This window comes from Paraburkholderia sp. J10-1 (assembly GCF_905220165.1).
In the GTDB taxonomy this organism is placed as follows: Bacteria; Pseudomonadota; Gammaproteobacteria; order Burkholderiales; family Burkholderiaceae; genus Paraburkholderia.
This window is the reverse complement of sequence record NZ_CAJMYW010000002.1, coordinates 180,386-198,543: the sequence shown is the minus strand read 5'-3', so window position 1 is coordinate 198,543 and position 18,158 is coordinate 180,386. Positions and strand designations below refer to the sequence as shown.

General features: G+C 65.7%; 15 protein-coding genes. 12 read left to right on the top strand and 3 right to left on the bottom strand.

The window, feature by feature from the left end:
- Positions 1-36: 36 nt before the first annotated feature.
- Positions 37-864, bottom strand: coding sequence for a phosphonate ABC transporter ATP-binding protein (gene phnC / locus U5A65_RS07760; RefSeq protein ID WP_321911482.1), 828 nt, complete (start codon positions 862-864; stop codon positions 37-39).
- Positions 865-1,211: 347 nt separating this feature from the next.
- On the opposite strand from phnC, the gene U5A65_RS07755 reads away from it, so the two are divergent.
- From U5A65_RS07755 to U5A65_RS07740, 4 genes are all read left to right on the top strand, one after another.
- Positions 1,212-2,246: a M14 family zinc carboxypeptidase gene (locus U5A65_RS07755; protein WP_321911481.1), complete on the top strand. Its 1,035-nt coding sequence runs from the start codon at positions 1,212-1,214 to the stop codon at positions 2,244-2,246.
- On the top strand, positions 2,243-3,025 hold the full coding sequence (locus U5A65_RS07750) for an alpha/beta hydrolase (RefSeq protein WP_321911480.1): 783 nt from the start codon (positions 2,243-2,245) through the stop codon (positions 3,023-3,025). The genes U5A65_RS07755 and U5A65_RS07750 overlap by 4 nt, the downstream gene beginning before the upstream one ends.
- Positions 3,026-3,124: 99 nt before the next feature.
- Entirely contained in the window at positions 3,125-4,192 is a 1,068-nt protein-coding gene (gene selD / locus U5A65_RS07745) for a selenide, water dikinase SelD (RefSeq protein ID WP_321945959.1), read from the top strand.
- A gap of 7 nt (positions 4,193-4,199) precedes the next feature.
- The gene (locus U5A65_RS07740; protein ID WP_321911477.1) at positions 4,200-5,105 is read left to right on the top strand and encodes a cation diffusion facilitator family transporter; all 906 of its coding nucleotides are present in this window, start codon (positions 4,200-4,202) and stop codon (positions 5,103-5,105) included.
- Between the two features lie 191 nt (positions 5,106-5,296).
- Here U5A65_RS07740 and U5A65_RS07735 read toward each other — a convergent pair whose 3' ends face one another.
- Both U5A65_RS07735 and U5A65_RS07730 read right to left on the bottom strand, forming a co-directional pair.
- A complete protein-coding gene (locus U5A65_RS07735; protein WP_321911476.1) occupies positions 5,297-5,569 on the bottom strand; it encodes a DUF4148 domain-containing protein in 273 nt (90 codons plus the stop codon).
- Between the two features lie 184 nt (positions 5,570-5,753).
- Positions 5,754-6,758 (bottom strand): LysR family transcriptional regulator, encoded by a 1,005-nt coding sequence (locus tag U5A65_RS07730; RefSeq protein WP_321911475.1) that lies wholly within the window; start codon positions 6,756-6,758, stop codon positions 5,754-5,756.
- A gap of 188 nt (positions 6,759-6,946) precedes the next feature.
- Here U5A65_RS07730 and U5A65_RS07725 point away from each other — a divergent pair, with 188 nt between their 5' ends.
- The 8 genes from U5A65_RS07725 to U5A65_RS07690 all read left to right on the top strand — a co-directional run bounded on the left by U5A65_RS07725 (position 6,947) and on the right by U5A65_RS07690 (position 18,124).
- Positions 6,947-7,840, top strand: coding sequence for an alpha/beta hydrolase (locus tag U5A65_RS07725; protein WP_321945958.1), 894 nt, complete (start codon positions 6,947-6,949; stop codon positions 7,838-7,840).
- Between the two features lie 68 nt (positions 7,841-7,908).
- Positions 7,909-9,126, top strand: a complete 1,218-nt coding sequence (locus tag U5A65_RS07720) for an efflux RND transporter periplasmic adaptor subunit (protein WP_321945957.1) — start codon at positions 7,909-7,911, stop codon at positions 9,124-9,126.
- Positions 9,127-9,231: 105 nt separating this feature from the next.
- Positions 9,232-12,417 carry an efflux RND transporter permease subunit gene (locus U5A65_RS07715; protein WP_321911469.1) on the top strand — a complete coding sequence of 1,062 codons (3,186 nt, stop codon included), beginning with the start codon at positions 9,232-9,234 and terminating at the stop codon, positions 12,415-12,417.
- Between the two features lie 23 nt (positions 12,418-12,440).
- Positions 12,441-14,000: an efflux transporter outer membrane subunit gene (locus U5A65_RS07710; RefSeq protein WP_321911467.1), complete on the top strand. Its 1,560-nt coding sequence runs from the start codon at positions 12,441-12,443 to the stop codon at positions 13,998-14,000.
- 203 nt (positions 14,001-14,203) lie between these two features.
- Positions 14,204-15,052: a MetQ/NlpA family ABC transporter substrate-binding protein gene (locus U5A65_RS07705; RefSeq protein WP_415764376.1), complete on the top strand. Its 849-nt coding sequence runs from the start codon at positions 14,204-14,206 to the stop codon at positions 15,050-15,052.
- Between the two features lie 31 nt (positions 15,053-15,083).
- Positions 15,084-16,199, top strand: a complete 1,116-nt coding sequence (locus tag U5A65_RS07700) for a methionine ABC transporter ATP-binding protein (RefSeq protein WP_321945956.1) — start codon at positions 15,084-15,086, stop codon at positions 16,197-16,199.
- Complete coding sequence (locus tag U5A65_RS07695) at positions 16,192-16,848, top strand: methionine ABC transporter permease (protein WP_321911463.1); 657 nt, start codon at positions 16,192-16,194, stop codon at positions 16,846-16,848. Before U5A65_RS07700 ends, U5A65_RS07695 begins: the two co-directional genes overlap by 8 nt.
- A 79-nt stretch (positions 16,849-16,927) precedes the next feature.
- On the top strand, positions 16,928-18,124 hold the full coding sequence (locus U5A65_RS07690; protein ID WP_415764373.1) for an acyl-CoA dehydrogenase family protein: 1,197 nt from the start codon (positions 16,928-16,930) through the stop codon (positions 18,122-18,124).
- Positions 18,125-18,158 lie beyond the last annotated feature (34 nt).

Here is an 18,158-nt window from a genome sequence, read left to right as displayed (position 1 = left end):
AGGGGAAACGTTGCGGGTTGAAAATGGGTTGAGTGATTACGCCGCGCGAGGCTGCGCGCCGAAGCGCGTTGCAACTGAAGGCGCGGCATCGGGCTCGAGCAGTTCGCGCGCGGCGCTGCCATAAAGTTGTTGCAGCAGGGCAGGCGTGAGCGCCGCAGAAGCGCCGTCGTACACCACGCGCCCGTCGCGCAGCGCGATGGTGCGCGGGCAATACTCCATGGCGATATCCACCTGATGCAGCGAGACGACCACGGTCAAGCCGTGATCGCGGTTGAGCATGCGCATCATGTCCATGACGCGCCGCGACGATGCGGGGTCGAGCGAGGCGATCGGTTCGTCGGCGAGAATGAGGCGCGCGCGCTGCACGAGCGCGCGGGCGAGCGCCGCGCGCTGCTGCTGGCCGCCCGAGAGATTCGCGGCGCGCTCAGGGGCCTTGTGCGCAATGCCCACTTCACCGAGCGCGGCGAGCATCAGCTCGCGCTCGGCGCGCGGAAAGCGGCCCGTGAGGCGTCGCCACAACGGCAAGCGCGACAGCGCGCCGATCAGCACATTCGTTTCGACCGTGAGGCGATTGACGAGATTGAACTGCTGAAACACGAAGCCGATGTCGCGGCGAATGCGGCGCACTTCGCGCACGATGCGCCCGTCCTGTTGAATAGGACGACCAAGGATATCGATGCGCGAAGGCTGCGGGTCGGATGCGGTGAAGCCCGCAATATGACGCAGCAAAGTCGATTTGCCCGAGCCCGATGCGCCGATCAGCGCGACCATCTCGCCAACGCCTACGCGCAGGTTGATTTCGTCGAGTGCCTTGCGGCCGCTGTCGAAGCTTTTCGAGAGGCGTTCGATGCGAATGGCGTCCATAACAATCCGTCGCTGTGTAGTCGAGGGCTCATTCTAGGAAGGGACTGTGACGGTTGAGTGAAGGTGTCGCGACGTCTAGACGACTACATGTCTTGCGGCTCCGCGTGCAGAGAAAACATCGCGAGAGATGTGACAGAGGCATGACGCCAAACATCTGTCACGCTCAATATCGGAGGAAGCGGCTATATTGATGGGCAGCGCACATGCTGTCCCTGGTTTTCCTGACTTATTGCTGACTCATTGTCGACAGGGGCGGCAGGCGCAAGGCAGTTGTAGACAATGCGGCCGCCCAGCGCGGCCCCGGTCTGGGCGGCCTCATCCAAACAAGCGACGAAACCCGGCGCCATATGCAGGCACTGAGCTTCTTACCCGACAGCTTCGCGGAATACGAGGACCTCAAGGCGATCCTCGATGCCGGCGCGCGCTGGTTCGACATTCGCAGCGCGGGCGAGGTCGAAGTGCGGGGCCGCACCTTTGCGCTGCATGTCGCGGCGATCGGCTCGCGCGATCCGGCCGCGCCCGCCATTGGTTTTTTCGGCGGCATACACGGGCTCGAGCGCATCGGCTCGCAACTGGTGCTCGACTACATGCGCGCGTTGGTGGGGCGTCTCGCGTGGGACGAACTGCTCATGCATCAGCTCGAATCCGTGCGTATCGTGCTCGCGCCGATCGTCAATCCGGGCGGCATGTGGCTCGCCACGCGCGCGAACCCCAACGGCGTGGATCTCATGCGCAACGCGCCGCAGGACGCCGACGAACGTGTGCCTTTTCTCGCGGGCGGACAGCGTGTGGGCTCGTGGCTGCCGTGGTATCGCGGCAGGCGTGGCGCGGCCATGGAAACCGAGGCGAGCGCGCTCCTGAAGATCGTCGATGAAGAACTCACGCAGCGCCCGCTTTCTTTCGCGCTCGACTGCCATTCGGGATACGGCTGGAGTGACAGCATCTGGTTCCCGTACGCGCGCACGCGCCGGCTCATGAGACATCTGCCTGAAATGTACGTGCTCAAGACGATGTTCGAGCGCGCGCATCCGCATCACGGCTACACGTTCGAGCCGCAGAGCCACCAATATTTGCTGCACGGCGACCTGTGGGACTGTGCGTACGATCGCGCGCCCGCCGGCAACATCTTCCTGCCGCTCACGCTCGAACTGGGCTCGTGGCTATGGATCAAGAAGAATCCGCGCCAGATTTTCTCGCGCCAGGGCATGTTCAATCCGGTGATGCAGCATCGCACGGCGCGCGTGCTTCGGCGTCACGCAAACCTGTTCGAATTCCTCACGCGCGCCGCGTATTCGTCGCAACGCTGGTTGCCCGAGGGCGTGACGCGCGAACAGGTGCTGCAAAGCGCGATCGCACACTGGTATCACAGGCCGGGCGCATGAGCGGACCGTGGATTCTTTTGCGCGGCCTCACGCGCGAATCGCGCCATTGGGGTGCGTTTGCCACGCTGCTCGCCGCGCGCGATGGCGTGTTGCCCATCGACCTGGCGGGCAACGGCACCGAAGCGCACGCGCGCTCGCCGCTAGCAGTCGGCGCCTATGTGGACGCGCTGCGCGAGCAGGCGCAACGGCGCGGCGCGAGCGCGCCTTACCGCGTGCTGGCGATGTCGCTGGGCGGCATGGTGGCGACGGCGTGGGCGCTGCGTTACCCCGGAGAGATCGAGCGCCTCGTGCTCGTGAACACGAGCATGCGGCCGCATAGCCGCGTGCACGAGCGCTTGCGGCCCTCGGCGTGGCCCGCGCTCGCGCGCGTGGCGCGGTATTGGGAGGGCAACGACAGCAACGGTATTGCCGAGACGCTGATCCACGGCCTTACCTGTGTGCGGCGCGACACGCTGGCCGCCGACCTCGAAGCGTGGCGCGAGATCCGCGCGGGCGCCCACGTGAGCCGCGCGAACGCGCTACGCCAGCTAGCTGCCGCGGCGCGCTTCAAGGCGCGCGGCGCGCCGCGCGGTGCGGTGCTCGTGGTGTCGTCGCGCGGCGACCGGCTCGTGAATCCCGTTTGCTCGGCCAGGCTCGCGCGGGCCTGGGGCGCGCCGCATGTGGAACATCCGTGGGCGGGGCACGATCTGCCACACGACGATCCGCAATGGCTCGTCGATGCGCTTCACGCGGGCGATACGGCCGCGAACGCCGCGGGCCAGGCCGCCGGGCGCGTCTGAGTGGCTGCGCAGCGGCGCCGCCCGCATCGCCCGCTCGCCCGTTTGGCGATTGCCCCATAATAGGAAAACTCATCCGGCACTTTCAAGGCGATTCCAGACATGAACGACAAACCCGCCATCGGCGCTGCAGTGCCGCGCCTCACGAGCCTTTCCCACGGCGGCGGCTGCGGCTGCAAGATCGCGCCGGGCGTGCTTTCCGCGCTGCTCGCGCGCAGCACGCCGCTCACCACCGCGTTTCCGAACCTGCTGGTCGGCACCGAGACCGCCGACGACGCCGCCGTCTACAAGCTCAACGACGAACAGGCGATCGTCGCGACCACGGACTTCTTCATGCCGATCGTGGACGACCCGTACGACTTCGGCCGCATTGCCGCGACCAACGCGCTTTCGGACGTCTACGCCATGGGCGGCAAGCCGATTCTCGCGCTCGCGCTGGTCGGCATGCCCATCAACGTGCTGCCGCACGACGTGATCGCGCAGGTGCTGCGCGGCGGCGAGGACGTGTGCGCGGCGGCGGGCATCCCCGTGGCGGGCGGCCATTCGATCGACTCCGTGGAGCCCATTTACGGGCTCGCGGCGCTCGGCGTGGTGCATCCCGAGCGCGTGAAGCGCAACGCGTCGGCCCAAGCCGGCGACGTGCTCGTACTCGGCAAGCCGCTGGGCGTGGGCGTGCTCTCCGCCGCGCTCAAGAAGGAGACTCTCGACGACGCTGGTTACCAGGCCATGGTGACCGCCGCAACGATGCTCAACAAGCCCGGCGCGACGCTCGCGGAACTGCCGGGCGTGCACGCCATGACGGACGTGACCGGCTTCGGTCTGCTCGGCCACACGCTCGAGATCGCGCGCGGCGCGAATCTCACGGCGCGCGTGCGCTACGCCGACCTGCCGTGGCTACCGGGCGTGCAGAAGTTCGTCGATGACGGCGTATTCACGGGCGCCTCGGGCCGCAACTGGGCTTCATACGGCGATGCTGTCACGCTCGCGCCCGGCCTGCCCGAAAGCGCGCGCACGCTGCTCACCGACCCGCAAACCTCGGGCGGCCTGCTCGTGGCCTGCGCGCCGCAAAGCGTGGACGAAGTGCTGGCGATCTTCCGCGCGGAAGGCTTTAGCGACGCCCGCGTGATCGGCGAACTGAGCGAAGGCCCGGCGCGCGTGGAAGCGCTGTGAGGACCGTATGAGCGGAGACTCGCCGAAAGCCATTTTTTATGCGCTCGCAGCGAACCTGGGCATTGCGATCTGCAAGTACGCTGCCGCGGCGTTCACGGGTTCGGGCTCGATGTTCGCGGAGGCGATTCACTCCACGGCCGACTGCGGCAATCAACTGCTGCTGCTCTTCGGCCTGCGCCAGTCGCGCGAGCCGCCCACGCCGCTGCACCCCATGGGCACGGGCCGCGCGATCAACTTCTATTCGCTGCTCGTGGCGCTGCTGCTGTTTTTCGTGGGCGGCGCGTTCTCGGTATACGAGGGCGTGCATCGTCTGATCCTGCGCGAGCCGCTCCGATTCGTGTACGTGGCGCTCGTCGTGCTCGGCATTTCCGTCGTGCTCGAGGCGTTCTCGCTCTATGGCGCGCTGCGCGAGATCCGCAAAGGCTCTCCTACGAAATCGCTATGGCGCTGGGCGCGCGAAACGCGCGACTCGGACCTGCTCGTCGTGGCCGGCGAGGACATCGCTGCGCTCGCGGGTCTCGCCATTGCGTTTGCCGCGGTGCTGCTCACGGTCATCACGGGCAACCCGGTATGGGACGCGTGCGGCTCGATCGGCGTGGGCGTGCTGCTCATGCTGATTTCGTGGTTCATCGCGCGCGAAGTGAAGTCGATGATCGTGGGCGAATCGGCGAGCCCGGAAATGCGGCGCGATATCGAATTGTTCCTGCGCGCGCGGCCCGAGATTCGCAGCATCATCAGCCTCATTACCCTGCAATGGGGCAAGGAGGTGATGGTGGCCGTGCAGTGCGAAATGCTCGACTACGACCACAGCCGCACGATGGTTGAAGCGATCAACGAGATCGAAGCCGATCTGCAGGCGCGCTTTCCTGCGGTGCGCTGGGTGTTTTTCGAGCCGGATTTCGTGAACCGGTAACGCCAAGGCCCGACGGTTATAAAACCGCCGGGCCTTTTCACATCTTCCCGCGCTTCAAGCGTCAATGCCGAAACGGCGTCCACACGGGCGTGGTGTTGTCCCACTGTTCGAGTTCGGAAGGTACGGTCGAGTTCATATTGGACTCCTACGTGTTTCGTCTTGCAATCGAAATGCCGATGCGTCCTGCGGGTTTATTCGCCAGCCTGCGCAACGCGTTGAGCATTGTTCGCGTGGCTTTCCTGCAGCGCGATGCGTTGCGCTTGCGTGCGGCCGATCAGGCTTTGCTCGGGGTAGCTCGTCTTGTTCAACGAGGGCAGCGTGCCGTCACGATACGCGGCGGCGATTTCGGCTTTGACTTCGGCGCGGGTTTTCGGAGCGCTGTTGTCCTGTGCGAAAGCCGAAGCACTAGCGGCGAGCGAGAGAACGAGCGTGGCGCCAATGGCGGTTGCGAGAGTGCGTTTCATGATCTGCTCCTTTTCTACTGGTGCCACGTGAGTCGCGGCGACAGGAGCAAATGTAGTTGCGCAGCCGTTTGCGATAAACGGCCGCAACGCGAAAGGAATTGTCGAAAATCCGGAACAATCGCTGCGCCGCACCCGCGAAAGCCTTTGCGGGCGCGGCTTTGAGGGCGGGCGCAGTGCTACGGCGTTATGCGGCCCACTCCGAGATAACCGGCGTTTCGAGCGCCGGCGCATTTTCGCGCTCTTCGAGCGTGCGCATTGTGCAGGCCTTGTCGAGCGAGGCGCGGCCGGAGAGGAGCGGGCAGCGGTCGAACACCTCGGCGATCCAGTCCACGAATACGCGCACTTTGGGTGACAGATGGCGGCTGTGCGGGTACACGGCCGAAATCGGCATGGGCAGCGGTTTGAAATCGGGCAGCACTTCGACGAGCGCACCCGACTTCAGATGCGGCAGCACCATGTAGCGCGGCCCCTGGATCAAGCCGAAGCCTTCGATGCCGCACGTGATATAGGCATCCGCGTCGTTCACCGAGACCATGCTCTTGAGCTTGATCTCCACTTCCTTGCCGTCGACGAGAAACGCCCAGTCGATCACGCGCCCCGTGCGCGACGAGAAATAATTCACGGCGCGATGTTCGGCCAGTTCTTCGAGCGTTTGCGGCGTGCCGTGGCGCTCCAGATACGAGGGCGCCGCACACGATACACCTTCGAAAATGCCGATGCGCCGCGCGACCAGCGACGAATCCTGCAGCGCGCCCACGCGCACCACGCAATCCACGCCTTCCTGCAGCAAGTCGACGGGGCGGTCGGAGAGGCCCAGTTGCAGGTCGATGTCCGGGTAGCGGCCGTGGAACTCGCACAGCGACGGAATCACGATGAGCCGCCCGATCGAGCCCGGCATGTCGATGCGCAGCTTGCCGTGCGGCTTGCGGTTGCGATCCTGGAATGTGGTTTCCGTTTCCTCGACGTCCGCGAGAATGCGCACGCAGCGCTCGTAGTACGCGGCGCCGTCGGGTGTGAGCGAAAGGCGGCGCGTGGTGCGGTGCATGAGGCGCACGCCGAGAAATGCTTCGAGATTCTGAATGATCGTCGTGACCGAAGCGCGCGGCATGTCGAGCGTTTCGGCAGCGCGTGTGAAGCTGTTGGTATCGACGACGCGGGTGAACACCTGCATGGCCTGAAGGCGGTCCATTGCCACTCTCCAAAAAGCTTCGGTCGCACGGCGCGCAGCGTTTAAAGGAAACGCCCGCGCAGAAAGGGGAGACAGATTGTTCAGGTGCGCCGAATTGTGTTGCCGGATTATAGGCATTTATTTGGAAGTCTGCCGAACCCACAATTCGCTCCATTCGAATCTACTCTCGCGCATTGCGCCGATTTGACATGGATGTCTTTAAACGCCCAACGTCCTGGATCTCCGCGGATGAAGCGCCGCTGGCCGAAGTTCCGGCGGCTGTCCCTGTTACCGCGTCCCCCAGGCCCAGCAAGGCGCGCGCGCTGCTCACGACCGACGTGGTGATCGAAGGCTACGCGCAGCAGATTCCGCTGCGTCTGTACCGCCCCGAAGCTGCGAACGGCCTGCCGGTGTTGCTGTATTTCCACGGCGGCGGTTTCGTGCGCGGGTCGATCGAAGAGTCGGACGCCGTTGGGCGTTTTCTCGCAGAACGCTTACCGGCGCTGGTCGTGAGCGTGGGGTATTCGCTTGCGCCGAAGCACCCGTTTCCCGCCGCGCCCGAAGACGCGCATCGCGCCGCGCTGTGGGCGCTCACGCGGGCGCGCGCCTTCGGCGGCAACCCGAAACGCGTGATCGCGGCGGGCCACGACGCAGGCGGCCAGATCGCCAACGTGCTCGCATTCATGGGACGCGATCGCGGCGACGTGAAACTCGCGGCGCAGGCGCTGTTCGCGCCGATGCTGGACCCGAGCCTCACGCGCCTTGGCGACGAGGCGCGCCTGAGCTCCGATATCACCGCAAGCGAATGCGCGGCGTGTTATCGCGCGTATCTGCCCGACGCGGCGCAGCGCATGCATCCGTACGCGGCGCCGCTCGAATCGCTGCGCCTTGGCGGACTGCCGCCCACGCTCATCGTGACCGCACAGAACGACGTGCTGCACATCGAAGCGGAGAAGTACGCAAGCCGACTGATCGACGCGGGTGTGCGCACCCAGGTGGTGCGCTACCCGAGCGTGTCGCACGCGAACCTCGCCGCGCATCCGGCCGCGCTCAACGAAGCCGTGCGGTTTTTTCAGTGTTGCTTCGACGCGGGCGCGTCATAAGCAAAGCGCCATAGCGGCGGTGCTGCCGAGCCAGTGAAGAACATCAACCATTATTTCTGGAGTCCGACATGTCACTCTTTTCGCAATCCCGAACCCGTATCGCGCTGGCAGTCTTTGGCGTGATCGTGGTCGCGGGCCTGGGCACTTTCGGCGCAATCCGCCTCGACTCGCATCCCGCCGTTGCCGCGGAAGCGCCGCCCGCGCCCGAGGTCGATGTCGCAGCGGTGCTCAATCGCACCATCACCGACTGGCAGACCTACTCGGGCCGCATGGCCGCCGTCGAAAAAGTGGAGATACGTCCGCAGGTTTCGGGCACGATCGTCTCGGTGAACTTCCGTGATGGCGCGCTCGTGAAGCAGGGCGATACGCTGTTCGTGATCGACCCGCGCCCGTACCAGGCGGCCGTCGACCAGGCCGCCGCGCAGCTTGCCGCCGCGCAGGCGCGCACGGGCTACGCGCAAAGCGACTGGGAGCGCGCGCAGCGCCTGATTGGCGACAACGCCATCGCGAAGCGCGATTACGACGAGAAGCAGAACGCTTCGCGCGAAGCGAACGCGAATCTCAAGGCCGCGCAGGCCGCGCTCGAAGCCGCGCAGATCAACCTCGGCTACACGCGCATCGCCGCGCCGGTTGCGGGGCGTGTCTCGCGCGCGGAGATCACGGTGGGCAACGTCGTTTCGGCGGGAGCCGCCGCCGCGCCGCTCACGACGCTCGTTTCCGTTTCGCCCATCTACGCCGAATTCGACGCCGACGAGCAGACCTATCTCGACTACATCAGCCGCATGAAGGATGGCTCGAAGGTGCCGGTCGAGCTGGGTCTCGCGAACGAATCGGGCTATTCGCGCACCGGCACGATCGAGTCGGTGGATAACCGTCTGGACACGACGTCGGGCACGATCCGCGTACGCGCGCGCTTCGACAACGCCGACGGCGCGCTGGTGCCGGGGCTTTACGCACGCATCAAGGTAGGAGGCAGCGCCCCGCACCCGGCGTTGCTCGTGGACGATGCCGCGATCGGCACCGACCAGGACAAGAAGTTTGTATACGTCGTGGATAACAGCGGCAAGATCGCGTACCGCACCGTGCAAACGGGCGGCCAGCAGGGCAACCTGCGCGTGATTCTGGACGGCCTGAAGGCGGGCGACCACGTGGTGGTGAACGGCACACAGCGCGTGCGCCCTGGCATTGTCGTGCGCTCGCATATGGTGCCAATGAACGGCGACCCCGACGCCGATTCGGCCAGCACGGCAGCGAACCCCGGCGCCAAGGCAGCGAAGACGTCCTGACGAGCGGCGGGCGTGGGCGTTTGCAGCATACGCCTCCCCGTCAGTCAGGATGCCTAAGCGTAAGATGAATTGCGCAAAATTGAGCGTCATGAACAAGAGCAACCCATGAACATATCGAAATTCTTCATCGACCGGCCGATCTTCGCGGGCGTACTGTCCGTGCTGATCCTGCTGGCCGGCGTGATCGCGCTGTTCCAGTTGCCGATCTCCGAGTACCCCGAGGTCGTGCCGCCTTCGGTGGTGGTCCACGCGCAGTATCCGGGCGCGAACCCGAAAGTGATCGCCGAAGCCGTGGCCGCGCCGCTGGAAGAGCAGATCAACGGCGTCGAGAACATGCTGTACATGCAGTCGCAGGCCAATAGCGACGGCAACCTCACGCTCACGGTCACGTTTCGCCTCGGCACCGACCCGGACAAGGCCACGCAGCTCGTGCAAAACCGCGTGAACCAGGCGCTGCCGCGCCTGCCGGAAGACGTGCAGCGTCTCGGCATCACGACCATCAAGAGTTCCCCCACGCTCACGATGGTGGTGCACCTGATTTCGCCGGACAACCGCTACGACATGACGTACCTGCGCAACTACGCGCTGCTCAATGTGAAGGACCGCCTTTCGAACATTCAGGGCGTGGGCGAGGTGCAGTTGTGGGGCTCGGGCGATTACGCCATGCGTATCTGGCTCGACCCGCAGAAGGTAGCGCAGCGCAACCTCACCGCGAACGATGTCGTCAACGCGATTCGCGAGCAGAACGTGCAAGTGGCGGCGGGTGTGATCGGCGCATCGCCTAGCGTGCCCGGCACGCCGTACCAGTTGAACGTCAACGCGCGTGGCCGTCTGCGCACGGAGAGCGAGTTCGGCGACATCATCGTCAAGACGAATCCCGACGGCGGCGTGACGTACCTGCGCGATATCGCGCGTATCGAACTGGCCGCGTCGGAATACGGTTTGCGCTCGCTGCTCGACAACAAGCCGGCCGTCGCGCTCGCGATCAACCAGGCCCCGGGCGCGAACTCGCTCGCGATCTCGGACCAGGTGCGCGCGGCGATGAAGGAACTCAAGCAGGACATGCCCGCGGGCGTGGATTACAAGATTGTCTACGACCCCACACAGTTCGTGCGCTCCAGTATCGAAGCGGTCGTGCACACGCTGCTCGAAGCCATCGCGCTCGTGGTGATCGTGGTGATCGTGTTCCTGCAAACGTGGCGTGCCTCGATCATTCCGCTGATTGCGGTGCCGGTGTCGATCGTCGGGACGTTCTCGCTGCTGCTTGCGTTCGGCTTCTCGATCAACGCGCTCTCGCTGTTCGGCATGGTGCTCGCCATCGGTATCGTGGTGGACGATGCGATCGTGGTGGTGGAAAACGTGGAGCGCAACATCGCGAGCGGGTTATCCGCGCGCGATGCGACCTACAAGGCCATGCAGGAGGTGAGCGGGCCGATCATCGCCATCGCGCTCACGCTCGTGGCCGTGTTCGTGCCGCTCGCGTTCATGAGCGGTCTCACGGGCCAGTTCTACAAGCAGTTCGCGATGACCATCGCCATTTCCACGGTGATCTCGGCGTTCAACTCGCTCACGCTTTCGCCCGCGCTTTCAGCGCTGCTGCTGCGCGGCCACGGCGAGAAGGAAGACTGGCTCACGCGCGGCATGAACCTCGTGCTGGGCGGCTTTTTCCGCCGCTTCAACCAGGTGTTCCATCGCGGCTCGGAAAGCTATGGGCGCGGCGTGAACGGCGTGCTGCGCCACAAGGGCGCGATGCTCGGGGTCTATGTGGTGCTGATCGCCGCAACGGTGCTGATGGCGCGTGTGGTGCCGGGCGGCTTCGTGCCCGCGCAGGACAAGGAGTATCTGATCGCATTCGCGCAACTGCCCAATGGCGCCGCGCTCGACCGCACCGAGAACGTGATTCGCGACATGAGCGCCATTGCGCTCAAGCAGCCCGGCGTGGAAAGCGCCGTGGCGTTCCCGGGCCTTTCGGTGAACGGCTTCACCAATAGCTCGAGCGCGGGCATTGTGTTCGTCACGCTCAAGCCGTTCAAGGAGCGCAAGGGCAAGGCGCTTTCGGCCGGTGCGATCGCGGGTGCGCTGAACCAGCAGTACGCGAGCATCAAGGACTCGTTTATCGCCGTGTTCCCGCCGCCGCCGGTGCTCGGCCTCGGCACGCTCGGCGGCTTCAAGCTGCAGCTGGAGGATCATGGTGCGCTCGGCTATGAGGCGCTCAACCGCGCGACGCAGGACTTCGTCAAGCGCGCGGCGCAAACGCCGGAGCTGGGCCCGACGTTCACGAACTATCAGATCAACGTCCCGCAGCTGAACGTCGATCTCGACCGCACGAAGGCGAAGCAGCTTGGCGTACCGGTCACGGACGTGTTCGACACGATGCAGATCTATCTCGGGTCGCTCTACGTGAACGACTTCAACCGCTTCGGACGCGTGTATCAGGTACGCGTGCAGGCCGATGCGCCGTTCCGCCAGAGGGCCGACGATATCCTGCAACTGAAGACGCGCAACGCCGCGGGCGAAATGGTGCCGCTCTCGTCGCTCGTCACGGTTACGCCCACGTACGGCCCCGAAATGGTGGTGCGTTACAACGGCTACACCGCTGCCGACATCAACGGCGGCCCCGCACCCGGTTACTCGTCGGGTCAGGCGCAGGCGGCGGCGGAGCGCATTGCGGCCGAAGTGCTGCCGCGCGGCGTGAAGTTCGAATGGACCGACCTCACGTACCAGCAGGTGCTGGCGGGCAATGCGGGCATCTGGGTGTTCCCGATCAGCGTGCTGCTCGTGTTCCTCGTGCTGGCCGCGCTCTACGAGAGCCTGACGCTGCCGCTCGCGGTGATCCTGATCGTGCCGATGAGCGTGCTGTGTGCGCTAACGGGCGTTTGGCTCACGCAGGGCGACAACAACATCTTCACGCAGATCGGCTTGATGGTGCTGGTGGGGCTGGCTTCGAAGAACGCCATTCTGATCGTCGAATTTGCGCGTGAGCTGGAGCACGACGGACACACGCCGCTCTCCGCGGCAATCGAAGCGAGCCGCCTGCGTCTGCGGCCGATCCTGATGACGTCCATTGCGTTCATCATGGGCGTGGTGCCGCTCGTGCTCTCGAGCGGGGCGGGGTCGGAGATGCGTCATGCGATGGGCGTGGCCGTGTTCTTCGGCATGCTGGGTGTGACCGCGTTCGGCCTGCTGCTCACGCCGGTGTTCTACGTGGTGCTGCGCACGCTCGCGGGCGGCAAGATTCACGTCGCGCAAAAGGACAATGCGCGCAAGCCGCAGTCGATGGTCGATGCGTAAGGCGACAAGGGAGAATGATTAACATGACTAACGAATCCAGCTTGCGCTATAGCCGAAATGTCTCGCCGGGAGGCGGGCAGTTTGCGCGTATCACACGAATCGCGGCGAGCGTCGCGCTGTTTGCCTGGCTCGCGGCGTGCTCCGTCGAGCCCACCTACAAGGTGCCCGACGCCGCCGTGCCCGCCGCCTACAAGGAAGCGCCGCAGCAAACGCAAAGCGCGAATCCGCATGACGTGGGCACATGGAAGCCCGCGCAGCCCGCCGACGACGCTCACCGCGGCGAATGGTGGACGGTGTTCGGCGACCCGACGCTCGACAAGCTCGAACAGCAGGCGCTCGAAGCGAACCAGGACCTCAAGGCGGCCGCCGCGCGCGTGCAGCAGGCGCGCGCCGTGACGCAGGCCGCGCGCGCCTCGTGGTTCCCGTCGATCGATGCGGGCTTCGGGCCGACCTACGAGCGTGCTTCACCGGCTTCGCTGTATGAGTCGCAGAACACCAATGTGCCCGCGCAAACGCTTTGGCGCGCGCAGGCCACCGCGAGCTACGAGGTCGATCTGTTCGGCCGCGTGAGTTCGAACGTCCACGCCACGCAGGCAGACGCGCAGCAAAGCGAGGCCTTGTTCCTCTCGGTGCAGCTCGCCTTGCAGGCCGACGTCGCGCAGAACTACTTCCAGCTGCGCCAGTTCGACTCGGACGTCGATCTGTACCGCCGCACGGTGGCGCTGCGTGAAGATGCGCTCAAGCTCGTCGAGCGCCGCTTCAAGGAAGGCGACATCAGCGCGCTGGACGTGGCGCAGGCGCGCAACGAGCTGGCGAGCGCGCGTGCCGACGCGGTGGGCGTCGCGCGTCAGCGCGCGGCCTCGGAGCATAGCCTGGCGATCCTGCTCGGCAAGGCGCCCGCGGACTTTACGTTCCCGGAAACGCCGCTCGCGCCGGTGGTCGTACAGGTGCCGCCCGGCCTGCCTTCCGCGCTGCTGGAGCGTCGCCCCGACGTGGCGGCCGCCGAGCGCTCCATGGCGGCCGCGAACGCACGCGTGGGTCTCGCGAAGTCGGCGTTCTTCCCGCAGCTCAATATCACGGGTGCCGCCGGCTTCGAGTCGGCCACGCTCGCCGACCTGTTCATGTGGTCGAGCCGCGCGTTCCTGCTTGGGCCGCTTGCCGGCACGGCGCTCACGCTGCCGCTTTTCGACGGCGGCCGGCGCAAGGCGAATCTCGCACAGTCGCGTGCGAAATACGATGAAGATGTGGCGCAATATCGCCAGCAGGTGCTCGTGGCGTTCCGCGAGGTGGAGGACAATCTCTCCGACCTGCGCCTGCTCGACGACCAGATCCGCGAGCAGAACGACGCGGTGAGCGCTTCGCAGCAATCGGCGCACCTTTCGCGCACGCAGTACGAGGAAGGCGAGGTGAGCTATCTGAACGTGATCGACAGCGAACGGACGGTGCTCGTGTCGCAATTGCAGGCCAGCCATCTGCAAGGCTCGCAGGCCGTGGCGACCGTGAACCTGATCCGCGCGCTGGGCGGCGGCTGGGGCGATGCGAAGCCCGGCGATGGCGCGCCGCCGCCGCTCGCAGCACGCTAAACGTCCCGCAAGACTTCATAGAAACAGCTGGAACGCTCGCCGCCTGCGCATATCGCAGGCGGCGATTTCCTTTGCGTAATCGCTTCGTAGACCCGGCCCCGCCGCGCCCCTATCATCGTCTGGACCCATCTGGAGCCAACGCGATGGGCCCTCATCGCGTCGCTCCTCACTGAACGAAGTCCAACTTCCATTCGAGGAACGCGATGATCCGTGCCGTGCGCGCCGTGGGGCGCCCTTCTTCTTTTCACCGCGTTTTTGCCTGGCTCGGTCTGCTGACGGCAATTGCCGTGCCGCTCGCGGCCACCACACTCAACGCGTACGCGGATACCCCGACGCTCAAGATCGGCATTGCCACCACGCCGCAAACGCCAGCGCTGCAGGAAGCGGCGCGCGAGGCGAAGGCGCAGGGCGTGGACGTGAAGATCATCGAATTCACCGACTGGAACACGCCCAACGCCGCCTTGGCGAACAAGGACATCGACGTCAACTACTTCCAGCACACGCCGTTTCTGGAGAACGCCGAAAAGCAGGGCGGTTACAAGTTCGTCGCCATTGCGCCGGGCACGATCATGAAGATCGGCCTGTATTCGAAGAAGGTAAAACGTTTCGAAGACCTGAAGGATGGCGCGACGGTCGCCATCGCGAACGATCCCGTGAACGGCGGACGCGGCCTGTTGCTGCTGCAGCGCGCGGGCCTCATCAAGCTCAAGCCGGGCGTGGATTACCGTGCCACGACGCTCGATATCGTTTCCAACCCCAAGCATTTGAAGATCGTTCAGCTCGAAGCGTCGCAACTCGCACGCTCGCTCGACGACGTGGATCTCGCGCAGGGTTACCCGAGCTTCATCAAGCTTGCGGGCACGACCGATCCGAATAGCGCGCTGCTCTTCGACGGCGTCGAAAACAAGTCGTTCGCGATCCAGTTCGTCGTGCGGCCCGAGAGCGTGAACGATCCGCGCATTCGCAAGTTCATCGACATCTACCAGCATTCGCCGGCTGTGCGCAAGGAACTCGACAAGGCCTTCGGCAACCTGTACGCGGTCGCCTGGTAAAGCGCGCGTCAAACACGCACGAGGAGCAGCGATGATGAAATGGTTCGGAGCGGCGCGCTTCATTGAAGCGGGCCCGGCGGCGGGCGAGGCGACGCGCGACGCCGACGTGTCGCAGCCCGCGGTCGTGTTCGAAAACGTCGGCAAGACCTACGCGGCTGGCGCGCATGCGGCGCTCGCGGGCGTCGGCTTGCAGGTGGCGCGCGGCGAGGTGTTCGGCATCATCGGGCGCAGCGGCGCGGGCAAGTCCACGCTGCTGCGACTCGTGAACGGCCTCGAAAAGCCCACGAGCGGCGGCGTGCGTGTGAACGGCGTGGACGTGGGCGCGCTCGACGAGCGGGCGCTCGTTGCGCTGCGACGGCGCATCGGCATGGTGTTTCAGCACTTCAACCTGCTTTCCGCGAAAACGGTGCACGACAACATCGCGCTGCCGCTGAAAATCGCGGGCGTGCCGAAAGCGTCCATCGAGGCGCGCGTGAACGCGCTGCTCGAACTGGTGGGGTTGAGCGAGCGCCGCGATGCGTGGCCCGCGCGGCTTTCCGGCGGACAGAAGCAGCGTGTGGGCATTGCACGCGCGCTCGTGCACGAGCCCGATATCCTGCTGTGCGACGAGGCGACTTCGGCGCTCGACCCGGAAACCACGCGCGCCATTCTTGCGCTGCTGCGCGACATCAACCGGCGCCTGGGCGTCACCATCGTGCTCATCACGCATGAGATGGAGGTCATACGCGACGTGTGCGATACGGTCGCGGTGATCGAGCGCGGCAAGGTGGTCGAGCAGGGGCCGGTATGGCGCGTGTTCGGCAATCCGCAGCACGAAGCGACGCGTGCGCTCCTGCACACACCGGGCCACGAGTTGCCCGAGGACCTCGCGGCGCGCATTCACGCTTCGCCGCAAGCGGGTGCGCATGCGCTGTTCGACGTGCGCTTCACGGGCGAGGCGGCGCAGGAGCCCGACCTCGCCACGCTCGCGCAGGCGTTCGGCGCGCAGGGTGTGCGGTTTGTGCACGGCGGTATCGAGCGGATTCAGGGGCGCGCGCAAGGGCGGCTGGTCGTCTCCGCGCCGGTGCAAAGCGCCGAAGAGGCGGCGTCGCTGGCCGGGCGCGCGCGTGGCCATGCAAGCCGTGTGGAGGTGCTGGGCTATGTCTGACGTATGGATCACCGAACTCCTCGAAGGCATACGCGACACGCTGCTGATGGTCGGCGTATCAGCGCTATTCGCACTGCTGATCGGTATTCCCATCGCGCTACTGCTGGTCACGACCGCGCGCGGCGGCATTCTGGAGCGACCCGCGCTCAATTCCGCGCTGGGCGCGCTCGTCAACGCGTTTCGCTCCACGCCCTTCATCATCTTGCTGGTCGCGTTGCTGCCGCTTACGCGCTTCCTCGTGGGCACGACAATCGGCGTATGGGCCGCCGTGGTGCCGCTTTCCATTGCGGCCATTCCGTTCTTCGCGCGCGTGGCCGAAGTGAGCCTGCGCGAAGTCGATCGCGGCTTGATCGAGGCGGCCCAGGCCATGGGCGCGCAGCGCCGCCATATCGTGTGGCATGTGCTGCTGCCCGAGGCGCTGCCCGGCATGGTGGGCGGCTTCACGATCACCGTGGTGGCGATGATCGGCTCGTCGGCGATGGCGGGCGCCGTCGGCGCGGGTGGCCTCGGCGATCTCGCGATACGCTACGGCTATCAACGTTTCGACACGACGGTCATGGTCACCGTCATCGTGCTGCTGATCGCGATCGTTGCGGCCGTGCAGTTCGCGGGCGACGTGCTGGTGCGGCATCTTTTGCGGCGAACCTGAAGGGCGCAGCCTTTTCGACATCACGCGCGCAGCCTCTTTGCTGCGCGCTTCGCTTTTATTGGCATCTCATTCGGGAAATATGGGTATGAACGAAGCACAGCGCCCACGCGGGCAGGAACAGGACGGGCGTTTCGCCGCGCTGCTCGAAGCGCTGCGTGCGAACGCCGCACAACGCGATCTTGCAGGCGGCCACGCGGCGGCCGAAAAGCAGCGCATTGCCGATGCCGGACTGCTCACGCTCGCCGTGCCGCGTGAGTTCGGCGGCCAGTTCGGCAAGGACGGCGTGCGCTGGAGCGATATCTACGCGACGATCCGCGCGCTTGCGCGCGTCGATAGTGCGCTTGCGCATCTGCTCGGCTTCCAGTGCCTGCAGGTGGCGAGCGTCGAATTGTGGGGCAGCGCCGCGCAGCGCGCGAACTGGCTGCAAGGCACCGTCGAGCATCGCTGGTGGTGGGGCAACGCGGTGAATCCACTCGACACGCGGCTCGTCGCGCAGCCGGACAAGGAAGGTGGCTGGCGTTTGCATGGCAAGAAGGGATTTTGTTCGGGCACCTACGGTTCGCAGAGGATGACCGTGAGCGCGCACGATCCCGCCACTGGCAACCCGGTGTTCGCGGTCGTGCCCACCACGCGCGCCGGGATCACGGTGCACGACGACTGGGACCCGATAGGCCAGCGCCAAACCGATAGCGGCACCGTATCGTTCGAGAACGTCGCAGTGCGCGCCGACGAAGTGCTGCAACGCCCCGACACGCCGCGCGCCACGCTGCGCACGCTGGTTTCGCAAGGCGTGCTGACGAATCTTTTCGTGGGCCTTGCCGAAGGTGCGCTTGAAGAAGCGCGCGCCTATGTGCTCACGAACGGCCGCCCGTGGGTCAATTCGGGCGTTCAGCACGTGGCCGACGACCCGTTCCTGCAGCAGCGCTTTGGCGAGATGCGCGTGCAGTCGCTCGCGGCGGCCGTGCTGGCGGATCGCGCGGGCGCGCTGCTCGACGCTGCGTGGGACGAAGGCGAGGCCTTGAACACAGCCACGCGTGCCGAAGTCTCGCTCGCGATTTCAGAGGCGAAGATCGTCGCGCACCGTGCCGCGCTCGAGGGCGGCGAGCAGCTTTTCGAGGCGTGCGGCGCGCGCGCCACGGGCGCGGCGCTCGCGCTCGACCGCTTCTGGCGCAATGCGCGCGTGCACACGCTGCACGATCCGATCGACTACCGCCTGCGCGACGTGGGCCGTTTCACGCTCTTGAGAGAAGTGCCGCAGCCGACGCTGTACACTTGAGGGCCCGATCGCGGCATGTGCCGCGACAGGTCAA